Annotated in this window: 15 protein-coding genes and 2 pseudogenes; 8 read left to right on the forward strand and 9 right to left on the reverse strand. The window is 47.0% G+C overall.

Annotated elements, in window-relative coordinates; genetic code table 11:
- Window positions 1-5: 5 nt before the first annotated feature.
- The 4 genes and pseudogenes from fliI to fliF form a co-directional block, all read right to left on the reverse strand.
- Window positions 6-1372 (reverse strand): annotated as a pseudogene (gene fliI / locus AYY16_RS02410) (flagellar protein export ATPase FliI).
- Window positions 1369-2100 (reverse strand): flagellar assembly protein FliH, encoded by a 732-nt coding sequence (fliH, locus tag AYY16_RS02415; protein WP_067361557.1) that lies wholly within the window; start codon window positions 2098-2100, stop codon window positions 1369-1371. The pseudogene fliI and the gene fliH overlap by 4 nt, the downstream one beginning before the upstream one ends.
- Window positions 2093-3085, reverse strand: coding sequence for a flagellar motor switch protein FliG (gene fliG, locus AYY16_RS02420; protein ID WP_067361572.1), 993 nt, complete (start codon window positions 3083-3085; stop codon window positions 2093-2095). The genes fliH and fliG overlap by 8 nt, the downstream gene beginning before the upstream one ends.
- Entirely contained in the window at window positions 3082-4791 is a 1710-nt protein-coding gene (fliF, locus tag AYY16_RS02425) for a flagellar basal-body MS-ring/collar protein FliF (RefSeq protein ID WP_067361575.1), read from the reverse strand. The genes fliG and fliF overlap by 4 nt, the downstream gene beginning before the upstream one ends.
- Before the next feature lie 275 nt (window positions 4792-5066).
- On the opposite strand from fliF, the gene fliE reads away from it, so the two are divergent.
- The 4 genes from fliE (at window position 5067) to AYY16_RS02445 (ending at window position 7284) form a co-directional block, all read left to right on the forward strand.
- Window positions 5067-5378: a flagellar hook-basal body complex protein FliE gene (gene fliE / locus AYY16_RS02430; protein WP_067361577.1), complete on the forward strand. Its 312-nt coding sequence runs from the start codon at window positions 5067-5069 to the stop codon at window positions 5376-5378.
- A 517-nt stretch (window positions 5379-5895) separates the two neighbouring features.
- Entirely contained in the window at window positions 5896-6168 is a 273-nt protein-coding gene (locus AYY16_RS02435) for a type II toxin-antitoxin system TacA family antitoxin (protein ID WP_067361586.1), read from the forward strand.
- A 36-nt stretch (window positions 6169-6204) separates the two neighbouring features.
- Window positions 6205-6696, forward strand: coding sequence for a GNAT family N-acetyltransferase (locus tag AYY16_RS02440; protein ID WP_396672811.1), 492 nt, complete (start codon window positions 6205-6207; stop codon window positions 6694-6696).
- A gap of 249 nt (window positions 6697-6945) precedes the next feature.
- On the forward strand, window positions 6946-7284 hold the full coding sequence (locus tag AYY16_RS02445) for an MliC family protein (RefSeq protein WP_067361606.1): 339 nt from the start codon (window positions 6946-6948) through the stop codon (window positions 7282-7284).
- A 73-nt stretch (window positions 7285-7357) separates the two neighbouring features.
- Here the strand turns inward: AYY16_RS02445 and AYY16_RS20745 are convergent, their stop codons facing one another.
- Together AYY16_RS20745 and AYY16_RS20750 are read right to left on the reverse strand one after the other, a co-directional pair.
- Entirely contained in the window at window positions 7358-7585 is a 228-nt protein-coding gene (locus AYY16_RS20745) for a putative hemolysin (protein ID WP_067361610.1), read from the reverse strand.
- A 9-nt stretch (window positions 7586-7594) separates the two neighbouring features.
- The gene (locus AYY16_RS20750) at window positions 7595-7930 is read right to left on the reverse strand and encodes a DUF4377 domain-containing protein (RefSeq protein ID WP_067361613.1); all 336 of its coding nucleotides are present in this window, start codon (window positions 7928-7930) and stop codon (window positions 7595-7597) included.
- A 336-nt stretch (window positions 7931-8266) separates the two neighbouring features.
- On the opposite strand from AYY16_RS20750, the gene crcB reads away from it, so the two are divergent.
- Complete coding sequence (crcB, locus tag AYY16_RS02460; protein ID WP_067361616.1) at window positions 8267-8647, forward strand: fluoride efflux transporter CrcB; 381 nt, start codon at window positions 8267-8269, stop codon at window positions 8645-8647.
- A 10-nt stretch (window positions 8648-8657) separates the two neighbouring features.
- A complete protein-coding gene (locus AYY16_RS02465; RefSeq protein WP_067361619.1) occupies window positions 8658-9056 on the forward strand; it encodes a CrcB family protein in 399 nt (132 codons plus the stop codon).
- A 96-nt stretch (window positions 9057-9152) separates the two neighbouring features.
- Here the strand turns inward: AYY16_RS02465 and fliT are convergent, their stop codons facing one another.
- The 3 genes and pseudogenes from fliT to fliD all read right to left on the reverse strand — a co-directional run bounded on the left by fliT (window position 9153) and on the right by fliD (window position 11402).
- Window positions 9153-9542 carry a flagellar protein FliT gene (gene fliT / locus AYY16_RS02470; RefSeq protein ID WP_067361621.1) on the reverse strand — a complete coding sequence of 130 codons (390 nt, stop codon included), beginning with the start codon at window positions 9540-9542 and terminating at the stop codon, window positions 9153-9155.
- Window positions 9532-9930 carry a flagellar export chaperone FliS gene (gene fliS / locus AYY16_RS02475; RefSeq protein ID WP_067361623.1) on the reverse strand — a complete coding sequence of 133 codons (399 nt, stop codon included), beginning with the start codon at window positions 9928-9930 and terminating at the stop codon, window positions 9532-9534. Before fliS ends, fliT begins: the two co-directional genes overlap by 11 nt.
- Window positions 9931-9934: 4 nt before the next feature.
- Window positions 9935-11402: pseudogene (gene fliD / locus AYY16_RS02480) on the reverse strand (flagellar filament capping protein FliD).
- A gap of 341 nt (window positions 11403-11743) precedes the next feature.
- Between fliD and AYY16_RS02485 the strand changes: the two are divergent.
- Window positions 11744-12886 (forward strand): FliC/FljB family flagellin, encoded by a 1143-nt coding sequence (locus tag AYY16_RS02485; RefSeq protein WP_067361625.1) that lies wholly within the window; start codon window positions 11744-11746, stop codon window positions 12884-12886.
- Window positions 12887-13134: 248 nt separating this feature from the next.
- Entirely contained in the window at window positions 13135-14271 is a 1137-nt protein-coding gene (locus AYY16_RS02490) for a FliC/FljB family flagellin (protein WP_067361642.1), read from the forward strand.
- The last annotated feature ends 32 nt before the right edge of the window (window positions 14272-14303 follow it).

Raw genomic sequence — 14303 nt, forward strand, 5'->3', positions numbered from 1 at the left:
CCTCGTTACGCTTGCGGCACCACCTGATCAAGCTGCTCACAGGCATCCGGGTAATCACAGCGTTCATCGATATCCTGTTGCAGAAATTTTGCCATGTGCGGGAACCACTGAATCGCCATGTCCAGCATCGGATCACTGCCTGCGGCATATGCGCCGACATTAATCAGGTCACGGTTGCGCTGATAGGCGGACGTCAGCTGTTTGAACCGCTGTATTTTCTTGTAATGGCTTTTGTCGATAAGTTCTGTCATTGCACGGCTGATTGATGCTTCTATATCGATAGCAGGGTAGTGTCCGGATTCAGCCAGCGAGCGTGACAGCACGATATGGCCGTCAAGAATGGCCCGCGCGGAGTCAGCAATCGGATCCTGCTGGTCATCGCCTTCGGTCAGGACAGTATAAAACGCTGTAATAGAGCCACCGTTTTTCCCGTTACCCGCCCGTTCTACCAGTGCCGGTAATTTTGCGAACACCGACGGAGGATAGCCTTTCGTAGCAGGCGGTTCTCCGATGGCAAGCGCAATTTCACGTTGTGCCATGCTGTAACGGGTCAGGGAATCCATAATTAACAGCACATTGCGACCCAGATCACGGTAATACTCCGCGATACGGGTGGCATAAGATGCGCCCTGCATTCTCAGCAGAGGGGAGACATCTGCCGGTGCTGCGACAACAACGGCGCGTTTTAATCCTTCCGCGCCGAGAATATTTTCAATAAAATCTTTAACTTCGCGCCCGCGCTCGCCAATCAGTCCGACAACAATAATGTCTGCCTGAGTAAAGCGCGCCATCATGCCGAGCAGCACACTTTTTCCGACACCGGAGCCGGCAAACAATCCCATCCGCTGCCCGCGCCCGACTGTCAGCAGAGCATTGATGGCCCGCACACCGACATCGAGTACATCTTTGATCGGGCTGCGCTCCAGCGGGTTAATCGGCGGGGTATACAGAGGTGCGCGTATTTTAGCGTCCAGCGGACCTTTGCCGTCCAGCGGATTGCCGGATGCATCAAGGATCCGCCCGAGCAGTTCATCGCCCAGCGGCAACTGGCGGCTGGTCTGCCCGCCCGCGCCGGTAGACTGCGCATAAACGCGCGCACCGGGCGCTATTCCTTCCAGCATCAGCCCTGCGGCATCAGCAGCATGCGTGGTCCGTTGAATCCGACCACTTCACAGATGACTTCTTCTGTTTTGCCGTTGATGATGCGCTCGATAAAACAGGTCGCACCGAGAGGCATTTTGATGCCTTCCGCTTCCATCACAAGTCCGGTGATTTTAGTGAGCCGCCCGTAATGGCGGGTCATCGGCACGCCGCTCATCCGTGCATCCAGCCCGTCCAACGCGCCAATCCAGCGGCCAATCCGCGCCGTCATAATGAGATCTCCGGGGCATATAACCGGCACAGCTCCTGCCAGCGTGTGGCAACGCTCATGTCGATTTCACCATCATCCGCCACCACGCGACACCCGCCTGCATGAAGCTGCGGATCCGGCACCAGCCGCCAGCCGTTCAGATTTAGCTGGGTGCTGAGATGCTGTTCCAGCATCTCAATATGTACCGGGTTTACCCGCAGTTCAGGCTGACCGGTAAACAGGGGTTTCTGTTTCAGAAGACGGCTTATCTCTTCCAGCAGCGCGGTACCGTCACAGACAGCGGGCTGTCCGAGCACTTGTTTGGCGGCGGTCAGGGCAATCTGTAGCAGTTTTGTGGTGACCACCGTGTCAAAGGTGTCCAGGGAATAGCTGAACTCAGTCAGTAATTTCTGCCAGGAATCAGTAACCGGTTGCTGCTCTGCCAGAGCCTGCTGACGACCTTGCTCCGCGCCTTCCTGTAAACCCTGAGCAAAACCGGCATCATACCCGGCCTTTTCGCCGAGCTCCTGACCGGTCTGAAAGCCGCTGCGCTGAGCTTCTTCTTTCAGATTGTCCAGCAGATTGATCTGCTCCAGAACTTCGCGCGGCTCCAGGCAGGGGATTTTAGGGGCATCCGGCTCCGGGACATCTGACAGGGCAGGGAGCACGGAGGAATTAAGATCCCACTGATTCAGCTCCCGCGGCTGCCAGCGTTTCCACTGAGGATTGTTATTTCCCTTATCAGACATAGACATCGTCACCACCACCAATCACAATTTCACCGGTTTCCATCAGGCGGCGGACCACCAGAAGAATGGATTTCTGTTCATTCTCAACCTGAGACATACGTACAGGTGAACGGGATTCCAGATCATCACGGACAATTTCTGCCGCACGGGTCGACATATTGCGCAGGAAGTGTTCGCGTAATTCTTCATTACAACCTTTCAGTGCAATAACCAGCGAGTCGTTGGCAACATCCTGAAGGATGCGCTGAATGCTGCGGTTGTCGACTTCGATAAGGTTTTCGAACAGGAACATTTCGTCGATAATACGCTGTGCCAGTTCGCCGTCGTAATCGCGCATTGCGCCGATAACACCTTCTTCCTGCTGACTTTTCATCAGGTTGATGATTTCGGCTGCGGTTCTTACGCCACCCATTTTGCTGCGCTTGAGATTCTGTCCGTCGAGCAGGTTATTGAGCACTTCGGTGAGTTCTGCCAGAGCGGCCGGCTGGACGCCGCCGAAGGTGGCAATACGCAGCATGATGTCATTGCGCTGGCGTTCGTCGAATAATTCAAGTACATCGGCCGCCAGGTTGCGTTTTAAGTGAACCAGGATGGTAGCGATAATCTGCGGATGTTCGTCGCGGATAATATCGGCCACTGTCTGCGGCTCCATATAATTGAGGCTTTCAATACCGGATGCACTTTCATGCTTCTCAAGAATATCTTCCAGCAGGCTGGCAGCCCGGTCTTCGCCCAGCGCCTTGATAAGGACGGAACGCAGATAATCATTGGTATTGATATTAAGTGCCGCGTACTGAATAGCCGCTTCCTCAAATTCAGTCAGGACTTCTGCCAGTTCGGCGTTAGAGACCTGGCGCATATTGGAAACCGCCATACTCAGTTGCTGAACTTCTTTGTTATTCAGGTGTTTAAAGACCTCTGCGGCCTGATCTTCACCGAGCGTCATCAGCATGACGGCGCTCTTTTCTGTTCCGCTTAAATTCATTGTGCTTTTCCTAACCACTGGCTGATAACCATTGCCACAACCTGCGGATCTTTATCTGCCATTTCACGGATCCGCTGACTCTGGATCTCGGCACTGACACGCTGACGGGTCAGGCGACGGCGGGTTTTCTCGTCCATATCGTCACTGAGGGCTTCATCAGCCACGAGCGGCGTTTTCATTTGTGTTGCTTTAAACAGACGGGCTTCGCTCTCAGCCTGCTGTGCTTTGCGGTAACGTTGCCATTGTGGCTTGATACCACGACGCCACAGGAGCCAGCCAACCAGTAACAGCAGCAGAATTTTTCCGTAATCCAGCGCCTGTGCGATAATCACCGGACTGGTAAAGACGGAGTGTTCTTCTGTAATCTGACCTTCATCCGTAAAGCGGGTGTTGGTGATATTCAGACTGTCACCGCGCGAAACGGAATAGCCCATTGCTTCACGGGTCAGCGATTCAATCTCTTTAAGCATCTCCGGCGGCAGCGGTTTCATCTCTTCTGTACCGTCTTCCGCTTTCTGCGGCAGATAGTTAATGATGACCGCTACAGAGAGGCGATCGACCACACCAATCTGACGCTGGGTATGGCTGATTTTGCGATCCACTTCGTAATTCGTGGTTTCATCGTTCTGCGAATTAATATTGGCATTACGGTTATTATCGGCACGCGGGGCTGTTTTATTATCCTTCGCGTCCTTATTATCCGCTTTTGCGGTTTCTATCGGCGCAGCAGGTGCGCTGACCGGCTGGTTAGATAACGCGCCCGGCACACCGCCCGGTCCGCCGTTACTGTTTTGCTGACTCTGGCTGCTCTGGCGTGAACGGACTGCGCCGGTATCCGCCTGCTGGTTAGGTTTGTACTCTTCAGCCGTTTGTTCGACTTTGGAGTAATCCACCTGTGCGGTAACCTGAGCCTGAACGTTGGCGCGACCGACCAGCGGGGAGAGTAAGTCTTCAATCCGCTGTTTGAGACGGGCTTCCGTTTCATTCGTCAGCTTCATCTGTGAGGTGCTGACAGATTGCTGGCTGTTATCATTGTTGGTGAGCAGGCGTCCGGCCTGATCGACAATAATCACGTTGGCGGTTGTTAATCCGGAAACACTGCTGGAAACCATGTGCACAATGGCACTTATCTGGCCTTCATCCAGGGCGCGTCCGGGAAGCAAACCGACTGTTACGGATGCGGTCGGGGATTTTTGTTCGCGGACAAACAGAGTCGGCTTCGGAATGGCGAGGTGAACCCGCGCGGTCTGAACCGGACTGAGTGATTCAATCGTACGGGAAAGCTCCCCTTCAAGGGCACGCTGATAGTTAACCTGTTCGCTGAACTGGCTGATGCCGAACTGCTCTTTGTCCAGCAATTCAAAGCCGGTATTGCCGCCTTTCGGTAAACCGGCCTGAGCCAGTTTAAGACGCAGTTCGTGGACTTTATCCGCAGGCACCAGAATGGCGCTGCCATTATCCGCGAGCTGATACGGCATATTCATTTGTGTCAGCTGACCGACAATATCACCGCCGTCTTTTGCACTCAGATTGCTGAGCAGCACGCGGTAATCCGGGCTTCGCATCCAGAGGAACAGTGCGACAATAATCGCAATTGCGGCAGCACCCGCGATCATCAGCGGAACTTTCGGATCGGCCTTAATACGGTCAATAATCAGGGCTAATCCCTTTTTGGTATCTCCGGTGTCTTGTGATGCGGCACTCATAAACATTCCCTGCCTTGCAGATTTGACGGGTGAAAATAGTTTTGGCGAAACAACGTAATTTCCCTCTTTGTAACGTCACTTTTTTTACGCTGCTATTATTCTCCGTGAATGACAAATCTAATGACGGAATCAGCCTGTGATTTAGGTGTTATTTACGGGCTTCAAGTTAAAAAGGGTGTGTTAGGGTAATGCGGCATAAGATATGACAGGTGTTTTTGCAGGAAAAAAAAGCGCGCTGTGAAATTCAATAACCCGTAATAACAGAAGAGAAAAACATGACGATTCAGGCAATTGAAGGGGTTGTTTCCCAACTGAATGTAACGGCAGCACAGGTCGCAAACCAAACCAAACCTGTGGTTGAGGGTGTGGGCTTCGGTGATCATCTGGTTTCAGCCGTTAATCAGATTAATACCACGCGGGTAGAGTCTGCGAAGAAAACGGAAGACTTTACCCTGGGTAAAGCCGATGTTTCACTCAATGATGTTATGGTGGACATGCAAAAAGCCAGCCTGAGCCTGCAAATGGGTATTCAGGTGCGTAACAAGCTGGTTGCTGCATACCAGGAGATTATGTCAATGCCGGTGTGATGTGGTTATCTGATTGATAATTAACACTAAATGTCAACATCAAAACTAGCCCGGGGCATGGGTGGGGCATTGTTATTCATAATTGCAACCTGGTCTGCATCATTTTCACTCATCCATGCACCCTAAACATCATGTCATCTTCGATGAAACGTGCCCCATCCGGCGGGTAGAGCGTTGTCTTTAATCCATTATGAGCGGTAACTTGCGGCTGAAACACAAAGGTGCATGTGTCCGACACAGTCACACACTCTTCTCCTTCCATTTTCGGTATCAGTATTTGTCTTTTCAGGCAGGGCCAGGCATGTAAATGATAAGGTCTGTTTGTGTTGTTCATGTACATTGTGATTGAACTTCGGGTAGTATAGTACTACTATAAATGTACGGTAAAAAACCGTACCTTACTTGGCGGTACGTCAAAATATGGATATACAGTCAGTAAAAAGCCAGGAACCCGGTGGCTCGTAAGTAACTAAAAATTGACCATTTTCCGTTCATCAAATGGTCAGGGAGAAAGACCATGTCAGCACTGAAAAAACAGCGCATTGACCTGAGATTAAATGAAGAAGACAAAAATATGATTGAGGAAGCTGCGGCAATGACTAACCAGTCTATTTCTCAATTCATGGTCAGCACTGCTTCACTGCGTGCAGTAGAAGTTATTGAACAGCACCGTCGCCTGATTCTTAGTGAAGAATCATGGAATCTGGTTCAGAATGCACTCGATAATCCGCCATCGCCGAACCGCCGGCTGAAACAAGCCGCCAGACGTTTACAGAAACTGGAGAAATGAGTGAACGACTTAAAGATAAAAATATTCTCTGAGGAAATGGATTATGATTTAAGCCATTTCGATTGTGGAGATAACTATCTGAATATGTTCCTCACTGACCACCTGAAGCGTCAGCATAAAGGCAAATTTTTGCGGGGTTATCTGCTGGTAACTAAAGCAGAAAGACCACGCGTTATGGGATATTACACGTTATCCGGTAGCTGCTTTGAAAGGGAGCATCTGCCGAGTAAAAGTCAACAAAAGCGCGTGCCCTACAAAAACGTGCCGAGTGTAACCCTGGGGCGTCTGGCTATCGATAAAAGTATCCAGCGGCAGGGCTGCGGAGAGTTGCTTGTCGCCCATGCAATGAATGTGGTTTATCATGCATCAAAAGCGGTAGGTATTCACGGCATGTTTGTTGAAGCGCTGAACGATAAGGCAAAGAAATTTTATCTCGGGCTGGGTTTTATCCAGCTACAGGGCGGAAATGAAAACAACCTGTTCTATACGACTAAAAGTATTGAGGAGCTGTTTGAAAAAGATGATTGAATATTTGTATTGAGGTGAATACGACAGAATATTTATATGATGGCTGCGTATATTATATTAATAAGTAATCACCGGAAGTATTGATAATAATTTCATTCATTTTCTTTGTATAGCATGTACAGTTGCCGGGTATATAAATGCAACAAAACAGATAATTACAGAGATATCCTATTTCTGTTGCGCGAGATAAGAAGATAATTAATCTGCATCAAAATAAATAGCTGTTTTACTCGTTTTCAGGAGAAAGCAATGCGTAAAATTCTGTCTGTATCTGCTGTTGCGTTAGTTTCTGTATTGCTGGCAAGCCCGGCGTTTGCTGCAAAAACAGAAGCCTATAATTGTGATGGGCAAAAGATCAAAGTATCGTTCCCGGATGAAAAAACGGCAGTGATGTTATACAGCGATGAGTTAATTGTTTTGAAAGAAGCTGTCGCGGCAAGCGGCGCCCGTTATGTCGGGGAAAACTTCCAGATTTGGTCGAAAGGAAAGAACGAGTTTAATTTAGCTACTATTTCGGAAGATGATGCCGTTAACGGCCGTGTCGCCGAAGATAAAGGTCGCACCTGTAAGCTGATAAAAAGTAAATAAATTTATCTACCCTTATTCATTGTATACAGAGCAGGGGTGATAATTTATCACCCCTGCCTATATTCCACTCTTTTTATTTATGGTCACGGCGGTACAGTGCCCATTCTTCAATTTCACTGCCGTCCGGTAATGTACAATAACCAACCTGACCATCAGCCGTATCTTTTATTTTAAGCGTACCGCCGGATTGTTCACAATATACGGATGCCGGGTTTGCCATTCCTATTTTTTGCGAACTTTGCGGGGCGGATGAACAACCGGCAATAACACCGGCTGTTATCAGTAAAATTACTTTTTTCATCGGATGTATTTATTTCCTGTCTTTATCCAGTACGGTTAACAATTCATATCTGGCACTTGGCGCATCAGCTGGTGGATTCGGGATATCGGTTACTTTGACCGCGATCCGGTACAAGTAGCCCGGTTCGTAGGTAAACCCATCAATATTTTGATAGAAAAATTCCCATTCTGCATTTGGTTTTTCTTTTACTTTCATACATTTCATCGGTGCAACACCGACACAGTCTGCCAACTGAGAATCAATATATAAAACTTTTGACGGGGCAGGGGTTTGGTCTGCTCTGTAGCTGTGGCTGCATCCGGCAAGTAATAAAAGCGCAGGGGCAAGAATATAAGTAAGTTTCATCAGCAATCCTTAGTAAGTAACGGGAAATCCGGTTCTGTATTTCTTTGACCACGGAAAAATCATATTAGTTCCGTGACGGTATGCAGCCAAATTGTATTTCCGGATATGGATTTACCCTGCTGTTGCTGCCGGTATTTTTCTGTGTACGGCATTATAAATCCACGAAAAACAGAATATGCCGGGATATTACAGTGCGGAACTCACAACGGGTTTATTCTAACAGTGTGTTTGCATTAATTTGATTAATTCTTGTCGGTTAATTGTGAAATTCAGCCGGAAAACCTACACTATCAGCTATGCGTATTTATCCTGAGAGTAATCAACAGGTGGGTTATTATGACGGTGACAGATATTTTCTGGGTTGGGGCAGGTGGCGGCAGCGGTTCATTGCTGCGCTGGTGGGTCGGAAAACTTGTCGGAGAACGTTATCACGGTCATTTTCCGCTGGGTACCTTTATCATTAATGTTTCCGGTGCGTTTATTATCGGTTTTTTAAGCACATTGTTTGTTATTGACTGGCATGACCGCTTTGGTTCTTTTCTGCATGCGGCGATTTTAACCGGGATTTTGGGTGGATATACCACATTCAGCAGTATGCAACTGGATGCGGCAAAACTTGTCAATACGCAGCAGCGGATATTGGCATTCAGTTATTTACTGCTTTCTGTGGTGTGTGGTCTTGTTGCTGCGGCAACAGGCATCTGGCTTGCGGCATAAGGAAGACAGCATGAATATGGTTATTCTGATTTTTGCCGGCGGGGCATTTGGTGCAATCTGCCGTGAATTACTGATGCTGGGTGTGCCATCACTCAGTGATGGTTTTCCCCTTGATATTCTGGCAGCGAACATTATTGCGTCTTTTTTGCTGGGAATTACTGCGGCATTATTGCAGCGCAATCGTATTAATCAATATGTGAACGCGCTTGTGGCGACAGGTATTATGGGCGGATTATCGACTTTCAGTAGTTTTGTGTACGGTGCATTTGAAATAATGTCATCGCCCGGATTACTGTTGACGGGGGTAAGTTACCTTCTGGTGAGTATTATCGGTGGTTTTCTGGCGGTGATAGCCGGGTTATTTTTAGGCAATCGCGTAAAACCCGGCACACAAAACGTGGCCGGGTAATAAAATTCCGGTCTGGCGGAGGAACGTCCCATCCGTCCGGAATAGGTCAGACGGTATTTTTGATTGTTTTAATGTACAGCTCTGACCTGCAAAAGGTTATTCCATTGGCTTAATATTAATCGAATAATCCGGGTCATTAAACTGCCCGTAACTTTTATTAATCACCCGTTGTTGATCCAACTGTTTTATTTCTTTGCTCAGATAGTTAAGGTGATCTTGCAAATAGGTTTTTGTTACCCGTTCATTCTCAATGATGGCTTGCAGTACTTCAACTAATTCGCCGGTAACCGGCTGTTCTTTTTCAAGCTCATGAGATATGTGTGTCAGATATTCAACAGCACTGACATAATCAGTTTCACGGGCGATTAATGAATCCCATTCACTGTTTTTTGCCAGGGTAACAAGTTCCTCACTCAGTACTAAAACATGGCTATATATATCGTGTAAATTAATGGTTGTTTGAGTACTCACCTGGTTATCTTTCATCCACATTTGCCCCGATTTGTTGCCATGTTTCTGCGAGATCGGAAAGCAGTTGATAGACCTCTTTTATATAGGTCACGTTATTTTCGATATTAGCGTTAAGTAACCGCATAATCATATAGTCATACAGTGAAGCCAGATTATGCGCTAATTCACCTCCCGCCTCATAATCCAGCGCCTGTTTTAAGCCATTATCGATAATATTAATGGCTTTAGACAGTTCTTTGCCCTTGGCGGCAATATCATTTTGCTCCATAAAGATTTCGCTGCGACGAAGGGCGCTGAGCGCCCCGTTAAACAAAATCCGGATCAACTGATATGGCGAGGCATTGGTAATTTCACTTTCAAGATTAACTTGTTGGTAAGCCTGATTTGCCTTGCGTTGATACATATTTTTAACCTAACATTTTGCCGAGTGCCTGGGTGGTACCACTAAGGGTATTCATCATTTTATCCAGATTCTGAAACTGACGGCGGTATAAATCCATCGAGTTTTCAATCTGTTTGGTGGTTTGCTCGATACGTTTATCGATGCCTTTTTTCTTTTTCTCCAGACCATCAGTCGCGTTATGAATAGTGCCTTCACGACTGTCTAATGTCTTTTTCAGGTAATTAAAGTTTTCAGTCGCAAAACCGGTTTTCTCTCCGTCACCGGCGAAAAATTCTTTTACGCTGGACGAATTTTCGCCAAGTGCCTTGTCTAATTTTTTAGTATCAATTTCCAGTGTTCCGTCAAGCTTCTGCTTAATACCGAGTTTATTCATGGTGTCTACTTCACCACTGCCGTTCGGAGTACGGATCTGGCCGCGCATCGTATTTTGAATACCACGCAAAGTAGAGTCGCCAATCAGCGGACCATTACTTTTATCAGCTGCCTTTCCACTTTCGGTCTGAGTATATTTCGTCAGCTCAGTGCTGAGTTTCTGATACTCGTTATAGGCATCCACCCATGCTTTGATCTTGTTCTTTGCCGGTTCAATATCCGTAGAAATAATCAGGTGGTCTTCTTTACCGTTTTCACTCTCTTTTTTCAGAGTCAGTTTCAGACCCGGAAACTCATCTTTTACGACATTGGTGCTGGTTTCAATATCAAAACCATTGATATTCAGCCGCGCATTATTAGCGGCGACTTTTTGCTCCATATTACCGCCGGACACCTCGGTTACCTTAATTTTGGGTCCGGTCGGCTTGGCAGGGTCTACTGGCTCTTCTTTAACCCCTGAAGTGCAGTCCAGCACATTAGCAAGTTTAGTATCACCAGTGACATTTACACTGATACGGGAATCTATCCCTTCGGTTTTTGAGGTTAAAACCAGATGATATTCATTGTTACTGTCTTTAACAACAGAGGCAGAAACCCCTTTATCCTTTTTATTGATAGCATCGGCAATTTCAATTAATGAGGTATGTTCTTTATCCAGTGTCACTTCAAAGACTTTCTTCGGATCAGTACCATCACCCTGGGTAATTTTAATTGTACGTGTATCTGCGGAGGTGTCCCCGAGGTCTGCTTTATTATCTGCCTGACCTTTGGTTGCAATAGTCTGTGCTTTGGCTAATTTATCCACCCGCACATCATATACACCCGGAACGGCTTTACCGTCGGTTGAGACATCAAAGCTTTTGTATTCACCACTGACTTTGGTGGTACTGATATCGTCGTATTTTTTTCAGGGCTTCCGCCGCTGATTTTAATTTTTCCAGTGAAGACTGTAACTTACCGAATGCACTGATCTGAGCATCACACGCTGTTTTCTGAGCGGCTAATGGCTCCAGACGGCGCATTTCTGCGGCTTCTAACATGTCCAGCTGCTTATTGAGATCCATTCCCGCGCCAACTCCTAACGATGCTATGCCTGCCATGTGCTTCTCCTGAATTAAAGTGGTTTTACATAGTTATCGGTTGGTTGCGGGATAATTTTAGCGTTGACAACAAAAAATGATGGGTGGAGTTGCGCAGATAAAGCCGGTTTATTGTCTCTATTAAGCAGGTACCGGCAAATTGCCACCTCACAGCAAGGTCAGAGCGTATAAAGAAGAAATGATAAATTCCACTATTTTCCGGCTATAAATATCGATAATTAACAATATGGCGACTTTTTGTCTGTAAATAAAATGAATTATTACCCGTTAACAGTATTACCCCGCCACGGCGGAATAAAAATAATTCAGATTATTTCATTCAAAAAATAGGAAATATCATCATGGCACAAGTTATTAATACTAACGTCCTGTCTCTGGTTACCCAGAATAATTTAAATCGTTCGCAAGGTATGCTGGGTACAGCAATTGAGCGTCTTTCTTCCGGTGCCCGTATTAACAGTGCAAAAGATGATGCGGCAGGTCAGGCAATTGCCAACCGTTTCACGTCGAATGTACGCGGTCTGACCCAGGCATCACGTAATGCCAGCGATGGTATCTCCATTGCGCAGGTCACGGAAGGTGCGGTCAATGAAATAAATGACAATTTACAGCGTATCCGCGAACTGTCAGTACAGGCGCAGAACGGTACTAACTCCGAAAGTGACATTAACTCCATTAAAGAAGAAGTCGGTCAGCGCCTGAAAGAAATTGACCGTATCTCAGAGCAAACCCAGTTTAACGGCATCAAGGTATTATCATCAGATACCAAAATGAGTTTCCAGGTCGGAACAAATGACAGTGAGACTATTGATATCGATCTGAAGAAAGTGGATGGTGCCTCTTTAGGTCTGGATAAACTGGATATTGCGGCCTCTAAATTTGGTGCGTCGTTGTCAGCAGGTGATTTTGTTGCGGACATTAAAGGTACAGGTACGGCTACTGACGCAGAAGTGCTGAAGGCTGCAGAGGACGGACTCAAGGGCATTAAGTTAGGTGCTAACGTTGTCACAAATGCCAAGGTTTCTTACCAAATTAAAGCTGATGGCACTGTGGATAAAGGAAGCGTCCACATCAGGGGTAAAGTTAATGGTAAGGATGTGACATTGAAAGCGGATGTCAAGGTGACGCCGGGAGCAGCTGCGGTTCCGGGGAAACTTGAATTTGAGAATGTGGCAGAATTAGATGCGACAGAACTGAAAGCCCTGGATGATAAAGATGCGCTGGGTACCTTAGATAAAGCACTGTCCAAAGTAGATTCTCAGCGCAGCCAGCTTGGTGCGTTCCAGAACCGTATGCAGTCCACCATCAATAACCTGAACAACTCGGTTAATAACCTGAGCGCGGCACGCAGCCGTATTCAGGATGCGGATTTCGCCACTGAAGTATCAAATATGAGCCGTGGTCAGATTCTGCAGCAGGCGGGTACCTCTGTGCTGGCACAGGCAAACCAGGTGCCGCAGTCAGTCCTGAGCTTACTGCGTTAATCGGTAAAAGATAAATTATTCCGATAAATTAATCCCTCTGTCTTAATACCCGGCCGGAACCTTTGTTCCGGCTTTTTTTTATTTTTAAGATTAAATTTCCCGTGTCAGTGATTCCGTCGTATTAAGATAAAAAAAACGACCTTTATCGTGTTATAAATCAACTATTTGTGCCGTTATTAATATTACCCCGCCAAGGCGGAATAACAATAATTCAGATTATTTCATTCAATAAAATAGGATATATCATCATGGCACAAGTTATTAATACTAACGTCCTGTCTCTGGTTACCCAGAATAATTTAAACCGCTCACAAGGTATGCTGGGTACAGCAATTGAGCGTCTTTCTTCCGGTGCCCGTATTAACAGTGCAAAAGATGATGCGGCAGGTCAGGCGATTGCCAACCGTTTTACATCGAATGTACGCGGTCTGACCCAGGCATCCCGTAACGCCAGCGACGGTATTTCTATTGCGCAGGTGACGGAAGGTGCGGTCAACGAAATTAATGACAATTTACAGCGTATCCGCGAACTGTCAGTCCAGGCACAGAACGGGACTAACTCAGAGAGTGATATTAACTCTATTAAAGAAGAAGTCGGTCAGCGTCTGAAAGAAATCGACCGTATTTCAGAGCAAACCCAGTTTAACGGCATCAAAGTATTATCATCAGATACCAAAATGAGTTTCCAGGTCGGAACGAATGACAGTGAGACTATTGATATCGACCTGAAAAAAGTGGACGGTGCGTCTTTAGGTCTGGATAAACTGGATATTGCAGCATCTAAATTTGGTGCGTCGTTGTCAGCAGGTGATTTTGTTGCAGACATCAAAGGTACAGGCACTGACGCAGAAGCGCTGAAGGCCGCAGAGGACGGATTTAAGGGTATACAGTTAGCCAATAAAAATGTCACAAATGCTAAAGTTTCTTACCAAATTAAAGCTGATGGCACCGTGGATAAAGCAAACGTCTACATCAGGGGTAAAGTTGATGGTAAGGATGTGGTACTGAAAGCCGGCGTTACGGCGACTGCCGCAGCAGGTACGACCGCCGGAAAACTGGAATTTACCGGTGTGGCAGAATTAGATGCGACAGAACTGAAAGCCCTGGATGATAAAGATGCGCTGGGTACCTTAGATAAAGCACTGTCCAAAGTAGATTCCCAGCGCAGCCAGCTCGGTGCGTTCCAGAACCGTATGCAGTCCACCATCAATAACCTGAACAACTCAGTGAACAACCTGAGCGCGGCACGCAGCCGTATTCAGGATGCGGATTTCGCCACCGAGGTGTCAAATATGAGCCGTGGTCAGATTCTGCAGCAGGCGGGTACCTCTGTACTGGCACAGGCAAACCAGGTGCCTCAGTCAGTACTGAGCTTACTGCGTTAATCCGTTAGCGGACAAATTATACAAATAAATCA

It is taken from the genome of Morganella psychrotolerans, from assembly GCF_001676155.1.
GTDB lineage: Bacteria > Pseudomonadota > Gammaproteobacteria > Enterobacterales > Enterobacteriaceae > Morganella > Morganella psychrotolerans.

Bases quoted from the DNA above. Each gene is read 5' to 3' on its own strand.
- fliH (WP_067361557.1), bottom strand. From the start codon at position 2,100: ATGTCTGATAAGGGAAATAACAATCCTCAGTGGAAACGCTGGCAGCCG.
- fliG (WP_067361572.1), bottom strand. From the start codon at position 3,085: ATGAATTTAAGCGGAACAGAAAAGAGCGCCGTCATGCTGATGACGCTC.
- fliF (WP_067361575.1), bottom strand. From the start codon at position 4,791: ATGAGTGCCGCATCACAAGACACCGGAGATACCAAAAAGGGATTAGCC.
- fliE (WP_067361577.1), top strand. From the start codon at position 5,067: ATGACGATTCAGGCAATTGAAGGGGTTGTTTCCCAACTGAATGTAACG.
- AYY16_RS02435 (WP_067361586.1), top strand. From the start codon at position 5,896: ATGTCAGCACTGAAAAAACAGCGCATTGACCTGAGATTAAATGAAGAA.
- AYY16_RS02440 (WP_396672811.1), top strand. From the start codon at position 6,205: ATGGATTATGATTTAAGCCATTTCGATTGTGGAGATAACTATCTGAAT.
- AYY16_RS02445 (WP_067361606.1), top strand. From the start codon at position 6,946: ATGCGTAAAATTCTGTCTGTATCTGCTGTTGCGTTAGTTTCTGTATTG.
- AYY16_RS20745 (WP_067361610.1), bottom strand. From the start codon at position 7,585: ATGAAAAAAGTAATTTTACTGATAACAGCCGGTGTTATTGCCGGTTGT.
- AYY16_RS20750 (WP_067361613.1), bottom strand. From the start codon at position 7,930: ATGAAACTTACTTATATTCTTGCCCCTGCGCTTTTATTACTTGCCGGA.
- crcB (WP_067361616.1), top strand. From the start codon at position 8,267: ATGACGGTGACAGATATTTTCTGGGTTGGGGCAGGTGGCGGCAGCGGT.
- AYY16_RS02465 (WP_067361619.1), top strand. From the start codon at position 8,658: ATGAATATGGTTATTCTGATTTTTGCCGGCGGGGCATTTGGTGCAATC.
- fliT (WP_067361621.1), bottom strand. From the start codon at position 9,542: ATGAAAGATAACCAGGTGAGTACTCAAACAACCATTAATTTACACGAT.
- fliS (WP_067361623.1), bottom strand. From the start codon at position 9,930: ATGTATCAACGCAAGGCAAATCAGGCTTACCAACAAGTTAATCTTGAA.
- AYY16_RS02485 (WP_067361625.1), top strand. From the start codon at position 11,744: ATGGCACAAGTTATTAATACTAACGTCCTGTCTCTGGTTACCCAGAAT.
- AYY16_RS02490 (WP_067361642.1), top strand. From the start codon at position 13,135: ATGGCACAAGTTATTAATACTAACGTCCTGTCTCTGGTTACCCAGAAT.